This is a genomic window from Imtechella halotolerans (assembly GCF_028743515.2).
In the GTDB taxonomy this organism is placed as follows: Bacteria; Bacteroidota; Bacteroidia; order Flavobacteriales; family Flavobacteriaceae; genus Imtechella; species Imtechella halotolerans.
In genome coordinates this window covers 1,793,144-1,814,527 of sequence record NZ_CP117969.2, presented here as the reverse complement: position 1 = coordinate 1,814,527, position 21,384 = coordinate 1,793,144, and the positions used below count along the sequence as shown (strand labels likewise).

The window sequence follows — 21,384 nt, the reverse complement described above, 5'->3', positions numbered from 1 at the left end:
GTACTTCCCAATGTTAAATAAACATTAACAAAGTTAGTAGTTGTGTAAGGCGTAGGGAATGTGCTTCAAGACGAAGCGTTGCGAAGGCTTTTCTGAGATGTGATTCCACTGTGCGCTCTGAGATATTTAAGTGGAATGCAACTTCTTTGTATGAAAGCCCTTTAATTTTCACGAGTTCAATAACGGTCCTTTGTTGTTTTGGTAATACTCCAAGTAATTGATCAATTGAGTAGTGGTCGTTAAATTCAGTGGAGGGATCCTCTTCAATTGAAATTTCATCTTGATAGGTTTGAAGCGCCTTGGCCTCTTCTATTTTACGTTTGTATTCAAGAATACATTTGTTTCGAATAAAGGTAAATAGGTAAGATTCAAAAACTGGCCATAATGGAGTAATGGTGTGTTTTTTGCTCCAAATAATTATATAAGACTCCTGTACAATTTCTTCGACTAACTCAAAATCTGTTAGATGTTTAAGCGCAAATGCAAATAGCTTTTTATGAGTGTGGTCATAGAAAGTTCGAAATGCCACTTGATCTCCCTGTACAATCCTCTCAATTACATTCACACTACAAATAGGTTATTGGATGTGGGAGCAAAATTAGAAGCTCGAGGTGTCTTAAATGATAGGCATGTATTAAATAAATGTAAAGGTTAAGGAAAGTGTCAAAAGAAGTACCAGAGTCAATAATTATTATGAGTATTGAAAATGAATAGGTTAGTTATTATATTTAAATTTAACTATAGATTTTATCTATTAAAAAGAATGTTCCTGATAATTATTTTAGCTAAATTAGTACATCTAAAGAAATTAAAAATTAAACCAATATGGACAACAGTAAACACATGTCAGGTGACGCTAGTAAATGCCCTTTTATGAATGGGGCGATTAATCAGGTAGCAGGAGGTGGGACTTCAAATCGTGATTGGTGGCCCAATCAGCTTAACCTTGGAATTCTTAGACAACACTCTTCTTTGTCAGACCCCATGGATAAAGATTTTAACTATGCAGAGGCATTTAAAAGTTTGGATTTAGATTCAGTGAAAAAGGACCTTTATGAGTTAATGACTGATTCTCAAGATTGGTGGCCTGCGGATTATGGTCATTATGGACCGTTTTTCATCCGTATGGCATGGCATAGTGCGGGTACTTATAGAATAGCAGATGGTCGAGGTGGAGCTGGCTCTGGAAGCCAACGTTTTGCACCATTGAATAGTTGGCCTGATAATGTGAATTTGGATAAAGCTCGATTACTTTTGTGGCCAATTAAACAAAAGTATGGTAATAAAATTTCATGGGCCGATTTGATGATTTTAGCAGGAAATTGTGCTTTGGAATCCATGGGTTTAAAAACTTTTGGGTTTGGAGGAGGTCGTGAAGATATTTGGGAGCCTGAACAGGATATTTATTGGGGGTCTGAGGCAGAATGGCTAGGGGATAAACGATATGAAGGTGATAGAGAATTAGAAAATCCATTGGCTGCTGTGCAGATGGGACTTATTTATGTAAATCCAGAAGGACCAAATGGTAATCCAGACCCTATTGCAGCTGCCAAGGATATCAGAGAGACATTTGGGAGAATGGCAATGAATGACTATGAAACTGTAGCTCTTATTGCAGGCGGCCATACTTTTGGCAAAACACATGGAGCAGCTGATCCTGCCAAGTATGTTGAGAGGGAGCCTGCAGCGGCTGGAATTGAAGAGCAAAGTTTAGGATGGAAAAATAACTTTGGTACGGGAAATGGAGAGTACACGATTTCTAGTGGGCTAGAAGGGGCCTGGACAAAAACGCCTACCAAATGGAGTAATAATTTCTTTGAGAATCTATTCGATTATGAATGGGAACTTACAAAGAGTCCGGCAGGAGCTCATCAATGGAAACCTAAGGGACAAGCAGGATTTGGTAGTGTTCCAGATGCTCATAATCCAGAGAAGAGACATGCACCTTTTATGCTTACCACTGATCTTTCCCTACGTTTTGATCCAGAATACAGCAAAATTTCAAAACATTTTTATGAAAATCCGGATGAGTTTGCTGATGCATTTGCCAAGGCTTGGTTTAAACTTACACATAGAGATATGGGGCCAAAGGCACGTTACTTGGGAAAAGAGGTGCCTTCAGAAAGTCTAATTTGGCAAGATCCAATTCCAGCAGCAAATTACTCTATTATTGATGCTAGTGACATAATAGAATTGAAGGCCAAAATTTCGGCTTCAGGACTTGAAGTGTCTGATTTAGTATCAACAGCCTGGGCTTCTGCCTCAACATTTAGAGGGTCGGATATGAGAGGAGGGGCAAATGGAGCCAGGATCAGATTAGAACCACAACGTAGTTGGAAGGTAAATGAGCCAAAAAAATTAAACAAAGTACTGGATATACTTGAAGGAATTCAACATAACTTTAACAGTTCTCAAACATCTGGTAAGCAGGTTTCTATGGCTGATTTAATAGTGCTAGGCGGAGTGGTTGGAATTGAACAAGCAGCTAAAAACGCTGGAAAAGTTATTGATGTTCCTTTCAAACCTGGACGGACTGACGCCTCTCAAGAGGACACTGACATAGAAAGTTTTGCGGTATTAGAGCCAATAGCGGACGGTTTCCGTAACTATATGGCAAAAGAGTATAGTGTTTCAGCTGAAGAATTATTAATAGATAGAGCTCAGTTGTTAACCTTAACAGTTCCAGAAATGACTGTTTTGATAGGTGGTTTAAGAGTCCTAGATGTCAATTATAATCAATCGAAACATGGTGTTTTTACCTCCAAAAAGGGTACTCTAAGTAATGATTTCTTTATTAATTTACTGGATTTGGGTACTACTTGGAAATCTTCAACAAATAGTCAGTCTGTTTTTGAAGGACACAGTCGTAAAACAGGTACTCTACAATGGACTGCCACTAGAGTAGACCTCATTTTTGGATCTAACTCGGAATTGCGGGCAATAGCAGAAGTTTACGCTACTAAGGATTCACAAGATAAATTTATAAAGGACTTTATAAAAGCCTGGGATAAGGTGATGAATTTAGATCGTTTTTAAAATTATGAAAGGGAGCCAATTGGTTCCCTTTTTTAGTTAAAATTAGAAGTATAGGTCTTACTATACATATTTTTTATGAATTAAGCGATGATAAAAGTCACACTTGATTATTCAGGTACATTATAACTTTGTAATTAATCAGAGTTTGACCATGTCCTAAGTACAAAATTATTCAGCAAAAAAAATTATGAGTATTATAGTAGCAACCGATTTTACAAAATTAGCAGATAACGCTGTGGCGTATGCTGCCGCTATGGCAAAGCATACCTCTGCTAGATTAGTTTTATTTCATGCTTATAGTTGGCCAATTCATGCAGCGAATGCCCAGCTTTCTGCAGAGTATTTCCAGAGCCTATTCCAACAATATGGTCATCGTTTGGAAGAGCAAGGAAAATTAATAGGAAGGCAGTATGGTATTGAAGTGAGCTCCGAATGCGCAGTTACCTATATTGAAGATAGTCTCCCTGAAACTATTGAAAAGTATAACGGTAAATTGTTGATTATGGGAATGAAAGGGAAAAGTTTAGAACAGGACCTCATGGGGAATACAACAACATCTATGATTAAGAAAATTAATATCCCCATATTAGCAGTACCTGAGGTAGCCCAATGGAAAGATACACGTAAAATGCTTTTCGCTTGTGATATGAGTAGTTTAGTCCCACAAGATGTTTTGCAGCGATTGAAAGAATTTGCAGCGTCATTTCAAGGAGAGGTCGAAGTGTTTAGTGTCGACAAAGTGGTAGAAGATCTCCAGAAGGAGAAAGTGGATCCATTTAAAGAGGATCTAGAAGGTATTCATTACTATTATAAAAATGTACGTTCTCAGGACGTTATTGCTGCAATTGCAGCTGAGATAAAGGAAATTAAAGCAGATTTTTTAGTCATGATGCCTCAAAAAAGAGGTTTTTGGGAAGCCGTTGTTCACCGTAGTAAAACTCGTCTGATGGCATCTGGATTACAAATTCCATTACTATCAATACCGTCTTTAGAATAAGTGAAATATAAATTACAGAAACATGAAAAAGATTGAACACAAAGTTGCTATTATTACAGGTGCAGGTTCTGGTATTGGAAGGGCTGCTGCACTCTTATTAGCTCAAAATGGTGTAAAGGTGGTTGTCTCAGATATTAATGAATCACATGGTCATCAAGTGGTTAATGAGATTAAAAGTATGGGTGCAGATGCTTTATTTATAAAGGCCGATACTTCAAGGGCAAGTGACCATGAGATGCTTGTGAATAAAACTATTGAGGTGTTTGGCAGACTTGATATTGCAATTAACAATGCTGGTATTGGTGGTCCTTTAGCTCCTACAGGTGAATACCCTATAGATGGATGGCAACAGGTAATTGATATCAATTTATCAGGCGTTTTTTATGGATTGAGATATCAAATTCCAGCCATGATAGAAAATGGAGGAGCTATTGTAAATATTGCATCTATACTTGGGGCAGTTGGTACCCGATTTTCTCCAGCTTATGTGGCGTCTAAACATGGAGTGGTGGGGTTAACCAAAGCGGCAGCACTGGAATATGCGAATAAAGGAATTAGAATAAACTCTATTGGACCAGGATATATAAAAACTCCACTTGTGATGGATTCTCTTGATAAGGATACCTTAGATATGCTTGTTGGATTGCACCCAATTGGTCGTTTGGGAGAGTCAAGTGAAATTGCAGAATTAATTTTGTGGTTAAGTTCTACACAGTCTTCTTTTGTTAATGGAGCGTATTTTCCGATAGATGGTGGGTATCTTGCTCAATAAGAAGTAATACCCAAAGTGGATGTTTTAGGTCTTTTTAATTTGAGTAATATTCCCTACAGAAATGAATAATTTTCTGAGCACTTTTTATTTCAAATGAGCACATTGATTCTTGAGTATTGTAGAATAGAGTTCCGGTTAGTATATTTACGTTAAACCAATTTTTATGGACATTACTCAATATATAAGAGATATTAAAGATTTTCCAAAAGAAGGAGTTGTATTTAAGGATATAACGCCATTACTTCTGAGTCCAACTGCGACAAGACAGGTAGTGAAGGAATTTATTTTGATGTTAAAAGATCAGAAAATAGATAAAGTTGTAGGAATGGAAAGTCGCGGATTTTTCTTTGCAACTTTGCTAGCACAGGAACTTAATGCTGGATTTATACCTGTAAGAAAACCTAATAAGTTACCACATACTAAAATTCAAGAGAAGTATGAGTTAGAATATGGTTTTGATACGTTAGAAATGCATTCGGATGCCATAGCTCCTGGAGATAAAATTTTGATACATGACGATGTATTGGCAACTGGTGGCACAGCTGAAGCAGTATGCAAGTTAGTAGAGCGCTTAGGTGGTGAAATCGTTCAGTTAAATTTTCTGATGGAATTGGGATTTCTTAATGGAAGAAATAAATTGCGAAGTTATGATGTAAGGTCTTTAGTGACTTATTAAATGTCAGCTTAATGCATTTAGAGTAACATAAGCTCGCCATCCAATTATAGCTAATTGCCATTTTTTGGCTTTTGCAATATCTAATTGTTGTTTAGAGAAGCTTGGGAGCAATTTTTTATTTAGCCAAGCAAGCAAGGAGAAGAATGTTTTTTTCATAATGCGAAAATAATAAAACCTACTGATAATTATAGTAGCCCATAATTGCAATATTAGCGAACTTTTTTCGATACTCCTCTTTTGAAATTAAAGGATAGTATCTAAGTGTATTTCCAAACGCTTCATGGGCAACAGAACCTTTTTCTTCCAAGTTTCTTACAATGGAGGAAAGGGTATTGTAATGAGGTTTGTCTTCAGTAAATTCATTCAGAATATCTTTTACAAAGCCATTTCAAGTTGCTAAAGGGCCTTTATTACTTCTTCTGATTTGTTTGTGAGTTTTTCCATGATAGAGAGCATTTTGTTTTTCAAACGAACAACTATTTATTTAGTTTGAAACTATAAAAACAGTTAAGGAACTAAGTTTGTAGTTTTTTTATGAAAATTTAGGAAAACAACTATCGATAGAGATATTATTAGACATGCTCTTTTTGCTATCTTCGCATCAAATTTTTTTGATTATATGCTAAATTTATTATTTGTAGTACTTGGATTAGTGCTTTTAGTTGCTGGTGGTAACTGGTTGCTTAAATCGGCCGTTGGTTTGTCGTTGCAACTCAATATTCCTAAAATTGTGATAGGGATGACTGTAGTTTCTTTTGCAACATCTGCCCCGGAATTAATTGTTAGTGTAAAGTCGGCCCTTGATGGTTTTCCGGACATTGCTCTTGGAAATGTGGTCGGATCAAACATTGCTAATATTGCGCTCATATTGGGAATTACAGTAATTTTTGGAAGTATTCAGGTTGAGCGTAGTTTTTATAGGACAGATTGGCCTGTAATGATGATAGCTTCTTTAATGTTATTCGGCTTTCTTTACTTTGACGGGGAGTTGCAACGTTATGAAGGCGTTATTATGTTTTCATTTTTATTGGTGTTTTTAGTGTATTTATTGCGTTTTCAAAAGCCAGCTGTAGTAGATGAAATGCCGGAAGATGATGAGCCATTGCCTTTGTATAAAGTTGCTTTATTTCTTATAATTGGAGGTGTGGCACTTTGGGGAGGATCAGAAATGCTCATTAAAGGAGCTGTTGGGATGGCTGAGTCTTTCGGTGTTAGTGATAGGGTAATTGCTATTACTGTAGTTTCTGTAGGTACAAGTATACCCGAACTTGCAGCATCTGTTATTGCTGTGCTTAAAAAGGAAAAGGCAATTTCGCTTGGGAACCTAATTGGATCTAATGTGTTTAATATTTTAGCGGTACTTGGAATTACTTCTATGATTATGCCGATTAAAGTGATGGATCAAGGCTTGTTAACTGGAGATATTTTTTGGATGTTAATAGTGTCGTTTATGGTTTTGCCACTTGTTTTTTTACCAAAGTTTCTTCGATTAGATTGGCGTGATGGAATTGTACTTCTTGTGACATACAGTGTGTTTGTCTATTTGACAATAAGTTGATAAATTTTTAAAACCGCTAATTAGCGGTTTTTTTGTAGGGTTATTTTAGGATTGTGCTGAATTATCCTATTTTATTTGTATTGAAGTCTATTTTTTAGGGGGTGTGCCTTGATTTTATTGTGTTTTTTATTTTTTTTTGAAAAAAATAGGGGGTATGTAAATAAATAAAGTGAATATTTTTTAATTTTGCTCTCGAATCACAAAACAACCAGTCAATATGTCAACAATTCGATTTAAAGCATTACAGGAGACATTCAATCGTAAACCTGTAGTGGTAGAGGAAGCAGGAAGGAGATCTGAGCTTTTTGGTCAGAACGTTTTTAATGAAGCTTCCATGCGTCAGTTTATGACCAAAGATGCATTTAAAAGTGTAATGGATGCTATACAATATGGGACCAAAATTGACCGAAAAATGGCCGATCAAGTGGCTGCGGCAATGAAAGATTGGGCAATATCTAAAGGCGCAACTCATTATAGCCATTGGTTTCAACCATTGACTGGTTCCACAGCAGAGAAGCATGATGCTTTTTTTGAGACGATTGGTGGTGGAATGGCTATGGAGAAGTTTGGAGGAGGACAGTTGGTTCAACAAGAACCTGATGCTTCAAGTTTTCCAAATGGTGGTATACGCAATACCTTTGAAGCGCGAGGATATACGGCTTGGGATCCTACCTCTCCAGCGTTTATTTATGGAACTACTTTGTGTATTCCTACTGTATTTGTTTCTTATACAGGAGAAGCACTTGATAACAAAGCTCCTCTATTAAGAGCTCTACAAGCTGTGGATCATGCAGCAACTGAAGTTGCTAAGTATTTTGATAAGAATGTTACCAAGGTAAATGCGACCCTGGGCTGGGAACAAGAGTATTTCTTGATTGATAAAGCCTTGGCGTTTTCGCGTCCCGATATTGTTTTGGCAGGTCGTGCGCTTTTAGGACATTCACCTGCAAAAGGTCAGCAATTAGATGACCATTATTTTGGATCAATTCCAAGTCGAGTAATGAGTTATATGCGAGATTTAGAATTGGAATGCATGCGTTTAGGGATTCCGGTAAAAACACGCCACAATGAAGTAGCTCCTAATCAATTTGAATTGGCTCCTATTTTTGAAGAAGCTAATTTGGCGGTAGACCAGAATTCATTACTTATGGATGTGATGACTAAAATAGCTGATCGTCATAATTTTGTAGTGTTATTTCATGAAAAACCATTTGCTGGAATAAATGGTTCGGGTAAGCATAATAACTGGTCATTAAGTACGGATACCGGAGTAAATCTTTTGGCTCCTGGAAGTACTCCTATGAAGAATTTACAGTTTCTTACATTTTTTATAAATGCGATTAAAGCAGTTCATGATAATGAAGAATTGTTAAGAGCATCAGTAGCATCGGCAAGTAATGATCATCGTTTAGGTGCTAATGAGGCTCCTCCGGCAATCATTTCAGTATTTATTGGTGATCAATTGACCAAAGTATTAGATGAGTTGGAAGGGGTGTCTAATGGAAAATTATCTCCTGAAGAGAAAACGGAATTGAAATTGAATGTGGTAGGCAAGATTCCAGATGTATTATTGGATAATACAGATAGAAACCGTACCTCTCCATTTGCATTTACCGGGAACAAATTCGAATTTAGAGCTGTAGGATCAAAGGCAAACTGTGGAAAGCCAATGACCATACTTAACACAATTATGGCTAAACAGCTTAAAGATTTTAAGAAAGAGGTTGATGGGCTTATCGATAAAAAAGGTTTAAAAAAGGATGAGGCTATTTTCAATGTTTTACGTGAATACATCAAAGCCTCTAAGAAAATTCGTTTTGAAGGTGATGGATATAGTGATGCTTGGGAAAAAGAAGCCGAAAAGCGTGGTTTGAGTAACAATAAAACGACACCTCAAGCACTTAAAGCTTTGATTTCTAAAAAAACCATTTCATTGTATGAAGAAATGGGGGTTATGAGTAATGTAGAAGTTCATGCGCGTCATGAAATAGAATTGGAAGAGTATACAAAGTCCATTCAGATTGAAGGAAGGATTATTGGAGACATTGCTCGAAATCATGTAATTCCAACAGCTATAAAGTATCAAAATACTCTTATTGAAAATGTGCGTGGATTGAAAGAAATTTACGGTGCAGCTTTCAAGAAGGTAGCTGGAGAGCAATTGGATTTAATTGAACAGATTTCTAATCATATTTCAGAAATTAATAGTAAGGTTAATGCCATGATTGAAGAGCGTAAAAAGGCTAATAAGCTTACTGACGCTCAAAAAATGGCTGATGCCTACTGTGATAAGGTAAAACCCTACTTTGATCAAATTCGATATCATTGTGATAAGTTGGAATTGTTAGTAGATGATGACAGTTGGCCACTTACCAAATATAGAGAGCTTCTGTTTACTCGTTAATCAGAGTTAGAAAGCATACGTTTATGAAGATAAAAGGTCCCGTAATTACGGGACCTTTTTATTATTTCTAGTAGGCGTATAGTTAGTCTATTTCGTACACCAATCTCATGGTGATAGAGGCCGTTTTGTTTTTGTCTATGGTATTGTATGTTCCCCCCCAAGAGTATTCTTCACTGGTATTTTGACCTGTGATTTGAAATACACCCATACTTGCGGATTTTAATTTTCCTAGATTAGAACCACCATTTTTTGCGATTTTTTCTGCACGTACTCTTGCATCTTCTGTAGCTTTGGAAATCATCTCAATTTTAAGATCTGCTAATTTAGTATAGTAGTACCTTGGAGGTTGGGAGGTGAGTTGTAGCCCCTTATTTAGTAATTCAGTAACTTCCCTGGAGATTTTTTCAATATCATTTACGTTTTTCGATTCAATGGTGAAGGACTGCGACAGATCATAGCCACGGAAAGTACTTCCTACGTAACTTCCGTTTAGGTAGTTGCTTTCTCTGCGTTCACTTGTGTTTACTGAGTTGAAAATTATATCATCTCGTTTTATTCCTTTTGAAACTAAATAGTCAGCAATAGTGTTTTTGTCTTCGTTTAATTTGTCAAAAGCGGTTTTTAAATCACTGCTGAAACTTGAAAAGGTCCCATCCCATACAATAAGATCTGAAGTAAAATCTTCATTTCCAAGACCGGTTACTGAAATGGTTCTTGGTGCTTCAGCTCTTTTAACATATGCATTTCCAAGAAGATAGGCCGAAGCCATGATGGCAATTCCGAAGATAAAAGCGCTAGTGTACTTTTTCATAAATGATAATTTTTAAAATGAAAAATAAATATACACAAAAGATAGGTTTCATAATTTTACAAATTGTTATTTTTGCACATGCAACACAATATTTTAATTTTAGACTTCGGTTCGCAGTACACGCAACTTATTGCTAGAAGAGTTAGAGAACTCAATATTTACTGTGAAATTCATCCATTCAATAAGCTTCCGGAAAACCTTTCCGATTTTAAAGCTGTTATTCTTTCAGGTTCACCATTCTCAGTTCGTAGTGAAGATGCGCCTCATCCCGATTTGTCGGAAATACGAGGTAAAAAACCTTTGCTAGCGGTATGTTACGGTGCGCAGTATTTAGCTCACTTTGATGGTGGAAATGTAGCCCCTTCGAATATAAGGGAGTATGGACGGGCTCATCTTTCATACATGAAAGATGAAGAGTTGTTTTTGGAAGGAATTCCTTCGGGAAGTCAAGTTTGGATGAGTCATAGTGATACTATTAAGGAACTACCTACAAATGGAGTATTGTTGGCTAGCACAGCTGACGTCACTAATGCTGCTTATCGAATTGAGGGAGAAGAAACGTATGCTATTCAGTTTCATCCTGAAGTATACCATTCGACTCATGGCAAGCAGTTGTTAGAAAACTTTTTGGTTAAAATTGCTGGAGTATCTCAATCTTGGACGCCTGATAATTTTGTTGAAATGACCGTAGCCTCTCTTAAAGAGCAGGTTGGAAGTGAAAAAGTCGTTTTGGGGTTGTCTGGTGGTGTAGATTCTACGGTTGCAGCCGTTTTGCTTAATGAAGCTATTGGAGATCAACTGTACTGTATTTTTGTGAATAATGGTCTATTGCGTAAGAATGAATTCGAGAACGTACTACATCAATATGAAGGAATGGGGCTTAATGTGAAAGGAGTAGATGCTTCGGCACGCTTTTTGGAAGCATTGGCTGGTGTAGAAGACCCTGAGCAAAAACGAAAAATAATAGGTCGAGTGTTTATTGAAGTATTCGATGATGAATCACACCTAATAGAAGATGCTAAATGGTTAGGTCAAGGAACTATTTATCCTGATGTTATCGAGTCAATTTCGGTGAATGGTCCTTCAGCAACTATTAAGAGTCATCATAATGTGGGAGGATTGCCAGATTTTATGAAGCTTAAGATAGTAGAGCCTCTTAGAATGTTGTTTAAGGATGAAGTTCGTAGAGTTGGTGCAACTTTAGGTATTGATCCAGAATTGCTAGGAAGACACCCATTTCCGGGTCCTGGTTTGGCCATACGAATCTTGGGCGATATTACTCCTGAAAAAGTGCGAATTACTCAAGAGGTAGATGCTATTTTTATTAATGGGCTAAAAGAGCATGGGTTGTATGATAAAGTGTGGCAGGCTGGAGCAATTTTGTTGCCGGTAAATAGCGTTGGGGTCATGGGAGATGAACGTACTTATGAAAAATGTGTAGCTTTGAGAGCAGTGGAGAGTACGGATGGTATGACTGCAGATTGGGTGCATTTACCGTATGAGTTTTTACAAAAAATTTCTAACGAAATAATAAATAGGGTAAAAGGCGTTAATAGAGTAGTGTATGACATTAGTTCTAAACCACCTGCTACCATTGAATGGGAATAAAATAAATTTGAAAATATGTAGTTTGAAAAGTTTAATCATTATAGCCTATTTGATAATGATTAAACTTTTTTATGTAAATCAATTTCTAGTGTTATAAAGCGAAGGCTTATAGTTGAAATTATTAAAAACAGGCAAATGAGAAAAATCACAATGTTTATCTTTTTACTGACATGTTCTACGGTATTATTAGCAATGCAGCAACCAACCATACAGCATACGGTTTCAAAAGGTGAAACAATTTATAGTCTTACAAAACGGTATCAAATTACTGAAGAGGTATTGTACAGATACAATCCTCAGATACGTTCTGGATTACAAGCTAATGCTGTGATTGAAATTCCGTCTGTTGCTTTTCAACAAGAGCCAACTTCTTTTATTGAGCATAAAGTTAAGCGAAAAGAGACCTTATTTTCTTTAGCGCAGGAATATCATGTTTCTATTGATCAAATCAAAAAATACAATAGTGAATTGTATGCTCGTGATTTAAATAGAGGTGAGGTAATTCGTATCCCTGTATTTCAAAAGGGAAAGCAAAAACCAGCTGAAGGATTGGTTGAATATATAGTGAAGCCAAAGGAAGGCAAGTGGAGAATAGCTCAAAACCATGGTATTTCGGAGGCCGAACTTGAACGTATAAATCCTAATATGAAAACTGTTCTGAATGAAGGTGATATTATTTGGGTGCCTGCCAATAAAATTGATTCAGGAGAATACACAATGTACGCAGTACAGCAAGGAGAAGGATTTTTTGCTTTAAAACGTAAGTTCAATGTTACTGAAGAGCAGTTGATTGCCTTAAATCCACAGCTGGCCGGTCAGGGATTGAAAGCTGGAATGGAATTGAAATTACCTAAAAAACGAGATGCTATTGGACAGGGTGAAGTAAGTTTGTTAGATCAAACAGCTGCAGACCAACTTCTAAGAGAAAGTATGAATGTCAATCAACCACAATCCTTGGCTTTTGTGCTTCCTTTTAAGTTAGAAAAAGGCGCAGAGGATTCATTGGGAAGTTTACGTTCAAAATTGGAAAATGACCGTCTAGTAGGTTATGCTGTTGATTTTTATTCAGGCGCGTTAATGGCGTTAGATTCAGCGAAATCGATGGGTTTTAATTTGAAGGTAAAGGTGTTAGATAGTGAAGGAAGTGAATCGGCTATAAGTAAACTATTGGCTCAGAATACATTTAAAGGGACTCAGTGGGTTGTAGGTCCGTTTCTTCCGAAAGTGTTTAATACTTTATCCTCAGGTTTGTTAAAAGACAGTATTCCTGTTTTAGCCCCCCTTTCCAATAAGAATATAGAACTGTATGATAATGTATTTCAAACTCTGCCTACCGAACTAATGGTGCAAAATGCGATGATATCACATATTTTGAGTAAACAACAGCAAGGGGCACATGTAGTTATTTTAGCGGATGAGAAGAATGCCTCTATGCAGTCTCAATTACAAGGAAAGATAGTGGGCTCTAGAGTGGTTACAGATGTGAAAAACATTAAAAATGCTCTGGTGATGGGAAAAGTGAATTGGGTGATTGTAGAGTCCAATAGTGTTGCTTTTATAAGTAATACTACAAGAGCGCTTAATGCCTTATTAGATGCTAAATATCAAATTATAATGGCCACGACACAGAGAGGAGACGCTTATGATGATAATAATGTTTCTAATAGCCATTTATCGAATTTGACTTTTCATTATCCTACCGTAGACAAGTTATCAAGTGAAAAAAATACATTTGCGATGAAGTACGAATCGCAGTATGGAGGAAGTCCAAATAGGTATGCTATAAGAGGTTTTGATATTACTATGGATGCAATTCTTAGAATGGCCTCACAGGGTGATTTGTATAAGGCTGCAAAGAAAGTGGGAGAAACTCATTACATAGAAAATAAATTCAAATATGATAGAAAGCTCCATGGGGGATATTATAATACGGGAGTTTACATAGTTAAATATCAGGATTTAGAAATTGTAGAAGCACAATAGTATGACGGCATCAGTAGTATATTTAGGGGATTTGCGAACAGAATGTGAGCACTCGGCATCAGGTAATCGCTTTATTACCGACGCGCCTATAGATAATAACGGCAAAGGTGAGGCTTTTTCTCCCACGGATACCGTTGCAACGGCGTTAGCAAGTTGCATGATAACCGTAATGGGAATTAAAGCTGCTCAAATGCAAGTTGATATGGTGGGAACTCGAGCAAGTGTAACGAAGCACATGGCTGCTAATCCACGTCGTATTTCAAGAATTGAAGTGACCCTTGATTTTTCAATAAATCCTGATGAAAAGACAAAGACTATTTTAGAGCATACGGCTCGCACTTGTCCAGTTCTTATGAGTTTGCATCCTGAAGTTGAAAAAGAAATTATATTTCATTGGCGATAAATTCAATAATAGTCGTTTTTTTGGCGTCCCTCTGGATGTATATGCCTCAACAACATGAGGTGATTAAATGGGATCGAAATCGTTTACTAACTTGGAAGGATTTTCAAGGAAAACCTCAAAAAGATAGTGATGTAGCGGCTACAACGGCCTCTGGTGTATTCTATAGTATTAAATATGGAACAAAGGGAAGTGAGGTACGGGTTGTAGTTGATGTGTATGCCTATTTTAGCCCTAGACAATCTTGGTATCACAAAGATATGGCGGATGATCATTTACTATCCCACGAACAATTACATTTTGATATTACAGAGCTGTATGCAAGGAAACTTAGAAAAAAGATAGCTACTTATTCATTCACTCAAGATGCTGATAAGGAAATGAAAGTATTATTTAATCGTGCGATGAAGTCTTTGGATTCTGTTCAAGATATTTATGATGTCCAAACTGACTATTCTAGAAATGATACGCTCCAATACCAATGGAAAAGTAATATTGAAGCACAATTGAGTTTGTATTCTTCGTATTAAATTAATGTGGTATAAAGTATAACGAACCGTTTTGGCATTGAATGGGGTTTAGAACTTTGGCTATTAATTTCTCCAATAATTCTTCTGATTCCTTTCGTTCTTTTCATAACAAGTATTGAACATTTTTTAACAGAAGGGGTTTCGAATTCTGAAGTTAATGCCTTTTCACTAGCGTTATAATTTTTTAATACATTGAATTGAATAAGGTTAATAAGGTATTTTTTTTAATTGTCATAAAGTTGAACTCCATAGATGAATTGAGAGTCACCTTTTTGGTTTATTAAAAGTAATGTTGGAAATTCACGTACACCTAATTTCTTTGCCAAAGAAAGATCTGCTTCAAACCATATAATTGCATTATTTTCGAAGGTTGTAAGTGATATTGAAATGATGTGCGTATTCTAATTTTAGTTTACTTATTGGTGGTTCATTACTCCAATATGATAAGAATATAGGATCTGTAAAATAGATGATTTCAATACCTTTTGAAGGATTTAATTTATGAACGGTATTTGAATTAAATTCAATATTGATTGATTGACAAAATCCTGTGATTATATGTGTAAAGTGGGAAGGACAGATAGTTGTTCATGGGATTTTTAATAGGTATCTTTGTTCCAAAATAAATTGATAGCTACCGGCGTGTCAATTAGTCAGAGAAAGTAGAGGCATGAACTCTTTTCGGGACATTTCGTATCCTGAACTAGATTTGTTAAAGGCATTGAGTGGTAGGTGGAAACTTCAAATTTTGCGGTTAGCAAATAAAAGCCCTTTATGATTTAATACCTTGTTTAAGGTATTAATCGGGGTGCGCCAATAATCTCTTACAGTTGTTTTTAAAGAGATGGAGGTTTCTGAAATTTTGGGATGAAAAGTAATTGCAGCATAGCCGTTGCAAGTGGAGTATGAGCTTGCTGATTAGATCAAAACGTTAATACAAGTTTAAAAGCATTTGGAAGAAATGTACACACAGTTTGGGAATGATTGATATAAATAGAAAAGAAATGATTCAGCTTTCTCATGCTCAAATGCCATTTGGGAAATTCAAAGGGCGTTATTTGATAGATTTGCCGGAATCATATTTGGTGTGGTTTAAACAACAAGGGTTTCCTAAAGGAACCTTGGGGAAGCAACTTGAGGCAATCTATGAGATAAAAGTAAATGGACTAGAAGAATTAATACGAACGGTTCGCAAACAATTTCCTTCGATATAATAATGATAATTTTCAGGAATGTAAAAGAGTGATCTTTGAAGGTTTTTACCGATAGGTTCGCTATCTTTTTTCATGGGCATTTCAATTAAGAATTGTATTTTTGCGCGACCTTTTACAACAACACAACAAACAATTAAAAAACAACATGGCACAAACCAAGTATATTTTTGTTACCGGAGGCGTAACCTCTTCTTTAGGGAAAGGAATTATTGCGGCTTCATTGGCAAAATTATTGCAAGCAAGAGGGTATAAAACAACTATCCAAAAGCTTGATCCATACATTAATGTAGATCCGGGGACACTTAATCCTTATGAGCACGGAGAATGTTATGTGACTGAAGATGGTGCCGAGACCGATTTGGACTTGGGGCATTATGAGCGTTTTCTCAATGTGTATACTTCACAAGCAAACAATGTTACCACTGGACGTATTTATCAAAGTGTCATTGAGAAAGAGCGTAGAGGAGAATTTTTAGGAAAAACAGTTCAAGTGATACCTCATATAACCAATGAAATAAAAGAGCGTATCCAAATATTAGGTAAGAGTGGTGAGTATGATATTGTGATTACTGAAATAGGTGGAACTGTTGGTGATATAGAATCGTTACCATATATAGAATCTGTTCGTCAGTTAATGTGGGAATTAGGAGATAATAATGCCATTGTTATACACCTTACTTTGGTTCCTTTTTTAGCTGCAGCAGGAGAATTAAAAACTAAACCTACTCAACACAGTGTTAAAACATTGATGGAAAGTGGTATTAAAGCTGATATTTTAGTTTGTCGTACGGAACATGAACTATCAACTGACTTACGTGATAAATTGGCATTATTTTGTAATGTAAAACGAGAGGCTGTTATACAATCTATAGATGCTTCTACCATATATGATGTTCCAAATTTGATGCAAAAAGAAGGATTAGATAAGGTAGCGCTTAAAAAACTAGCCCTTTCTGATGAAAATCAACCAGATTTAAAACAATGGAATGCCTTCTTAACTAGACATAAAAATCCAAAGGATAAGGTAAGGATTGGTTTGGTAGGTAAGTATGTAGAGCTACAAGACTCATATAAATCAATTTTAGAGGCATTTATTCACGCAGGAGCAGAGAATGAAGTAAAGGTAGAGGTGGAATCAATACATTCTGAATATATAGATGATTCAACAATAGCGGATAAAATAGCCCACCTAGACGGTGTTCTTGTAGCACCTGGTTTTGGTGAACGAGGAATTGAAGGAAAAATAAAAGCTGTTCAATACGTGCGAGAGCATAATATTCCATTCCTAGGAATTTGTTTGGGAATGCAAATGGCTGTTATTGAATTTGCACGTAATGTGGTAGGTTTGAAAGAAGCAAACTCTACGGAGATGAATCCCAAAACGCCAAATCCAGTAATTGATTTAATGGAGAATCAGAAAGGAATTACTGATAAAGGAGGTACAATGCGTTTAGGTGCCTGGGGTTGTAATTTGGAGCCGGATACTATTGTAGCAAACGTATATGGAAGTACCCAAATATCTGAAAGACATCGTCATCGTTACGAGTACAACAATCAATACAAAGCACAATTAGAAGCAGCGGGATTACGTTCGGCGGGTATAAATCCGGAAACAGGATTGGTTGAAATTGTAGAAGTACCTGCCCATCCATGGTTTGTAGGAGTGCAATACCATCCAGAGTATAAAAGTACTGTAGCTAATCCACATCCACTTTTTGTTGGTTTTGTTAAGGCTGCCCTGGCACATAAAAAAGAGAAGCACAGTTAATATAAATAACCAAGGCAGGTTAACTGCCTTCTTAATATCTCACAATGGAAGAGAAGAAACTGGACATAAACACGATTATTGGATTTACACTTATTTTTGGTATCCTAATATGGATGCTTTACCAGAATCAGCCTAGTGCTGAAGAACTAGCTGCTGATAAGGCTAAACAAGAGCAGATAGACAAGGCACAAATTAATGAAAGTAAAGCTGTTGTTAATCCAAAGGAGTCAGCTGTTAGACCTGTTGATTCTGTGACATTTGCGAAGTATAAGGATCAATTGGGAGCATTTGGATACGCGGCTACTTTACCTTCTGCTAAGGATGAGTTTGTCGAAATTGAAAACGACCTTGTACGTTACAAAATCAGTAATAAAGGAGGGCAACTAGTTCAAGTTCAATTGAAGAATTATAAAGCGTATGACTCTATTCCTTTGAATTTAATTAATGATGGAAATAGTCTTTTTAATCTCCAATTAGCTACTTCAGATAATCGGACCTTGCAGACGAAAGATTTATTTTTCGAACCAACGGTGAGCAACAACGGAAACAATCAAATTGTTTCTATGAAGTTGAAAGTTTCAGAAAATCAATATCTGGAATACCGTTATGAGATGAAGCAAGGCGAATATATGGTTGATTTTACAGTTCGCTCACAAGGATTAGGTCAAGTACTTAATAGTGCTCAACCAGTCCTTATGGATTGGAAATTTACAGGAAACCGATTTGCAAAAAGTGTTACCTATGAGAATAGGTATACTCGTTTAACCTACAAACACGAAGGTGATAAGGTGTCAAAATTGAGTCCAACTGGTAATGATGAGGAAGAAGAAATTGAAGTAAATTGGTTGTCATATCGACAGCATTTTTTCAGTTCAATATTGGTAAGTGATACACCTTTTAAGACTGCTAAATTGTCATCTGAAAATCTTGTAGAAAATGAAGGTGAAAATGTAAAGCAAACCAAAACCTTTGGTGCATCCATACCATTGGCCTATCAAGGAGGAGAATTGAATACTACGATGCATTGGTATTTTGGTCCAACCGACTATACAATTCTTAAAAAATACGATGAATATCAACTTACAGATTCAATTCCTCTGGGTTGGGGAATATTTGGATGGTTGAATATTTGGATTTTTATTCCAATGTTTAATTTCTTAACTAAGTATTTTGCAGAGGGTATTGCTATTGTGTTAATGACAATTATTGTACGCTTATTAATGTCACCTGTAACGTATAAATCATATCTGTCTCAGGCAAAAATGAAAGTTTTGCGTCCTGAAATTACGGAAATTAATGAAAAGCATAAGGATAATGCTATGAAACGTCAGCAGGAAACTATGGCTTTATACGGTAAAGCAGGAGTTAGTCCAATGAGTGGGTGTGTGCCAGCCTTATTGCAATTGCCGATTTTTTATGCTCTGTTTACTTTCTTTCCAACTGCTTTTGAATTAAGACAGAAGAGTTTTTTATGGGCTGATGATCTCTCATCGTATGACTCAATAGCTCAATTACCATTTGAAATTCCTTTTTATGGTAGTCATGTAAGTTTGTTCCCTATTTTGGCTTCTATTGCTATCTTTATCTACATGATGATGACAACTGGTCAAAATATGCAACAACAACCTGGTATGCCAAATATGAAATTCATCATGTATTTATCTCCATTAATGATGTTATTCTTTTTTAATAATTATGCAAGTGGTTTGAGTTTGTATTATTTTATTTCCAATTTGATTACCATTTTTATCATGTTGGCTATTAAATATTTTATAATAGATGAAAATAAAATACATGCACAAATTCAAGAGAATAAAAAGAAGCCTAAAAAAGAAAGTCGCTTTCAACGTAAAATGAAAGAAATGATGGAGCAGGCAGAGGCGCAGCAAAAATCAAAAGGAAAACGATAAAATTGAAAATCCGGCATTGCCGGATTTTTTTGTGCTTTATGCAACTTTCAGCCATAGATTACGTTACAAATAAACTATAAATTTAATATTGAAATAAAGATGATAGGTGCTAATTATAAGAGGATTTTAGTGGGTGTTTTTGGCCTTTTTATCCTAGCTGGAATCGGTGTCCAAGCTCAAGAAAAAGTGAATCAAACGGATTCACAAGGGAAAAGACATGGAGTATGGAGAAAGAATCATGAAGGCTCCGATTTAGTGAGGTATGAGGGTCAATTTGAGCATGGTAAAGAAATTGGAGAATTTCGATTTTACGCTAAAAGTCCTAAGAACTATTTAGAAGCTACTCGTACCTTCAATGCTACTTCAGATTCTGTCATGGTAGTGTATTACGATAGTGATGAAAAGAAACAGAGTGAAGGTTATATTGTAGGACGCAATCGAGAAGGGATTTGGAAGTATTTTCAACAAGATGGAAAAACGTTGCTTAGTACAGAAGAATATGTACAAGGGAAACTACATGGCAGGGTGATAACCTATTATCCAAATGGTAAAATTACGGATGAAAGTACGTACGTTAATGGAGTTTTGCATGGGACATCCATTAAGTATGATGAGAAGGGAAATGAACTCTACAGAGCTAATTATCTTAAAGGGAGAAAAATGTAACCATTTGTTAATAAAAAAAATGATTTGAGTAGGCTGTTGATTATCAAAAATGTAGGGTTAATCATTTCTTTTGTGATGTAAAAACCATTGAAATCTGTACGGTTGACGTTTTTTTCTTTTATAGACATTGAGTATTTTTCGCCCCTTAATACTCAAAATTGTTAAAAAAATGAACAAGAAACTAGTTGTAATTGTACTTGGATTGGTGATCTTATTTCCTATGGTAGCACAAGCACAGTTATGGAAAAAAGTAAAGGAAAAGGTTGAGCGTAAAGCAGAAGAGAAAGTGGATGAGGTTTTGAACGGGAAAAGCTCAAAATCCGAGAATGACATGGAAACTCCCCAAGGTGTATTAGCTGTGGATGAGCCTTTTACTTTTGCGAGTGGTAGTGAAGTATTGTTTGAGGATAAATTTTCATCAGAATTGCTGGGGAAAATGCCTCAACATTGGAAAACAAATGGGAGCGGTTCAGTGGTGGAAATACCAGGCATGGAAGGGAAGTGGCTTAAAATGGAGAGTAATGCTACCTATAAATTGAAAGAATTATTTGAAATCCCACAAAATGCAACAATAGAATTTGATTTAGTTACCAGAACCGATAAGCCTTCTGATTTAGGAGAGTTATTGTTTGGTTTTTCTAAAGATAATAGTTCTAGAAATTGGATTTCAGATGCCTATAATAATAATTCTATTACTACTACAAACCTCCATTTTTGGAATAAAACTGTTGGGAGTTCAAGCAGCGATACACGAACTAACAATCACTTGGATTTTCCTTTAAATAATTTTGGAAATGCAACTCTTAGAATTTCTATTGAGGTAGAAGGAGAAATGATGAGGGTCTATGTAAATAAAAGTAAGGTTTTAGATGCTGAAATGTTTGAGAAAGATCGAATCAAATACTTTTTTATCAGCTCTCCTTTAAACATGAAACATGGTGCTCAACTTTTTATGGGTAATTTTAAAATTGCAAAGAAATAAGTGGGGTTTAATTTTGAATAAATAGAAAAGGCAGTCATTAGACTGCCTTTTCTATTGAAGTACGTTTGA

At 36.0% G+C, this 21,384-nt stretch carries 18 protein-coding genes; 15 read left to right on the top strand and 3 right to left on the bottom strand.

From position 1 onward, the window contains the following. Positions 1-13: 13 nt before the first annotated feature. On the bottom strand, positions 14-565 hold the full coding sequence (locus PT603_RS08180) for an RNA polymerase sigma factor (protein WP_008240212.1): 552 nt from the start codon (positions 563-565) through the stop codon (positions 14-16). Positions 566-825: 260 nt separating this feature from the next. On the opposite strand from PT603_RS08180, the gene katG reads away from it, so the two are divergent. The 4 genes from katG (at position 826) to PT603_RS08160 (ending at position 5,481) form a co-directional block, all read left to right on the top strand. Continuing rightward, positions 826-3,036 carry a catalase/peroxidase HPI gene (gene katG, locus PT603_RS08175; RefSeq protein ID WP_040488786.1) on the top strand — a complete coding sequence of 737 codons (2,211 nt, stop codon included), beginning with the start codon at positions 826-828 and terminating at the stop codon, positions 3,034-3,036. A gap of 187 nt (positions 3,037-3,223) precedes the next feature. Continuing rightward, the gene (locus PT603_RS08170) at positions 3,224-4,033 is read left to right on the top strand and encodes a universal stress protein (protein ID WP_008240208.1); all 810 of its coding nucleotides are present in this window, start codon (positions 3,224-3,226) and stop codon (positions 4,031-4,033) included. 22 nt (positions 4,034-4,055) lie between these two features. Next, positions 4,056-4,805, top strand: coding sequence for an SDR family NAD(P)-dependent oxidoreductase (locus tag PT603_RS08165; protein WP_008240207.1), 750 nt, complete (start codon positions 4,056-4,058; stop codon positions 4,803-4,805). Between the two features lie 163 nt (positions 4,806-4,968). Beyond that, positions 4,969-5,481, top strand: coding sequence for an adenine phosphoribosyltransferase (locus PT603_RS08160; protein WP_008240205.1), 513 nt, complete (start codon positions 4,969-4,971; stop codon positions 5,479-5,481). Positions 5,482-5,656: 175 nt separating this feature from the next. On the opposite strand, the gene PT603_RS08155 is transcribed toward PT603_RS08160, so the two are convergent. Continuing rightward, positions 5,657-5,848 (bottom strand): BlaI/MecI/CopY family transcriptional regulator, encoded by a 192-nt coding sequence (locus PT603_RS08155; RefSeq protein WP_309258606.1) that lies wholly within the window; start codon positions 5,846-5,848, stop codon positions 5,657-5,659. A gap of 252 nt (positions 5,849-6,100) precedes the next feature. On the opposite strand from PT603_RS08155, the gene PT603_RS08150 reads away from it, so the two are divergent. Further along, a complete protein-coding gene (locus PT603_RS08150) occupies positions 6,101-7,039 on the top strand; it encodes a calcium/sodium antiporter (RefSeq protein ID WP_008240199.1) in 939 nt (312 codons plus the stop codon). A 217-nt stretch (positions 7,040-7,256) separates the two neighbouring features. Next, positions 7,257-9,443 (top strand): glutamine synthetase III family protein, encoded by a 2,187-nt coding sequence (locus PT603_RS08145; RefSeq protein WP_008240191.1) that lies wholly within the window; start codon positions 7,257-7,259, stop codon positions 9,441-9,443. 82 nt (positions 9,444-9,525) lie between these two features. Here PT603_RS08145 and PT603_RS08140 read toward each other — a convergent pair whose 3' ends face one another. After that, positions 9,526-10,254 carry an SIMPL domain-containing protein gene (locus PT603_RS08140; RefSeq protein WP_008240190.1) on the bottom strand — a complete coding sequence of 243 codons (729 nt, stop codon included), beginning with the start codon at positions 10,252-10,254 and terminating at the stop codon, positions 9,526-9,528. Between the two features lie 78 nt (positions 10,255-10,332). Here PT603_RS08140 and guaA point away from each other — a divergent pair, with 78 nt between their 5' ends. The 9 genes from guaA to PT603_RS08095 all read left to right on the top strand — a co-directional run bounded on the left by guaA (position 10,333) and on the right by PT603_RS08095 (position 21,315). Further along, positions 10,333-11,862 carry a glutamine-hydrolyzing GMP synthase gene (gene guaA / locus PT603_RS08135; RefSeq protein WP_008240189.1) on the top strand — a complete coding sequence of 510 codons (1,530 nt, stop codon included), beginning with the start codon at positions 10,333-10,335 and terminating at the stop codon, positions 11,860-11,862. Between the two features lie 135 nt (positions 11,863-11,997). After that, on the top strand, positions 11,998-13,845 hold the full coding sequence (locus tag PT603_RS08130) for a LysM peptidoglycan-binding domain-containing protein (protein ID WP_008240188.1): 1,848 nt from the start codon (positions 11,998-12,000) through the stop codon (positions 13,843-13,845). A gap of 1 nt (position 13,846) precedes the next feature. Beyond that, positions 13,847-14,248, top strand: a complete 402-nt coding sequence (locus tag PT603_RS08125; protein WP_008240187.1) for an OsmC family protein — start codon at positions 13,847-13,849, stop codon at positions 14,246-14,248. Between the two features lie 20 nt (positions 14,249-14,268). Continuing rightward, complete coding sequence (locus tag PT603_RS08120) at positions 14,269-14,775, top strand: DUF922 domain-containing protein (protein ID WP_155805667.1); 507 nt, start codon at positions 14,269-14,271, stop codon at positions 14,773-14,775. A 980-nt stretch (positions 14,776-15,755) separates the two neighbouring features. Beyond that, the gene (locus PT603_RS08115) at positions 15,756-15,989 is read left to right on the top strand and encodes a DUF3820 family protein (protein WP_008240178.1); all 234 of its coding nucleotides are present in this window, start codon (positions 15,756-15,758) and stop codon (positions 15,987-15,989) included. 145 nt (positions 15,990-16,134) lie between these two features. Next, entirely contained in the window at positions 16,135-17,757 is a 1,623-nt protein-coding gene (gene pyrG / locus PT603_RS08110; RefSeq protein WP_008240176.1) for a CTP synthase, read from the top strand. Between the two features lie 44 nt (positions 17,758-17,801). Beyond that, positions 17,802-19,667 carry a membrane protein insertase YidC gene (yidC, locus tag PT603_RS08105; protein ID WP_008240174.1) on the top strand — a complete coding sequence of 622 codons (1,866 nt, stop codon included), beginning with the start codon at positions 17,802-17,804 and terminating at the stop codon, positions 19,665-19,667. Positions 19,668-19,766: 99 nt separating this feature from the next. Next, the gene (locus PT603_RS08100) at positions 19,767-20,333 is read left to right on the top strand and encodes a toxin-antitoxin system YwqK family antitoxin (RefSeq protein WP_008239662.1); all 567 of its coding nucleotides are present in this window, start codon (positions 19,767-19,769) and stop codon (positions 20,331-20,333) included. A gap of 169 nt (positions 20,334-20,502) precedes the next feature. Next, entirely contained in the window at positions 20,503-21,315 is an 813-nt protein-coding gene (locus PT603_RS08095) for a hypothetical protein (RefSeq protein ID WP_008239663.1), read from the top strand. Positions 21,316-21,384 lie beyond the last annotated feature (69 nt).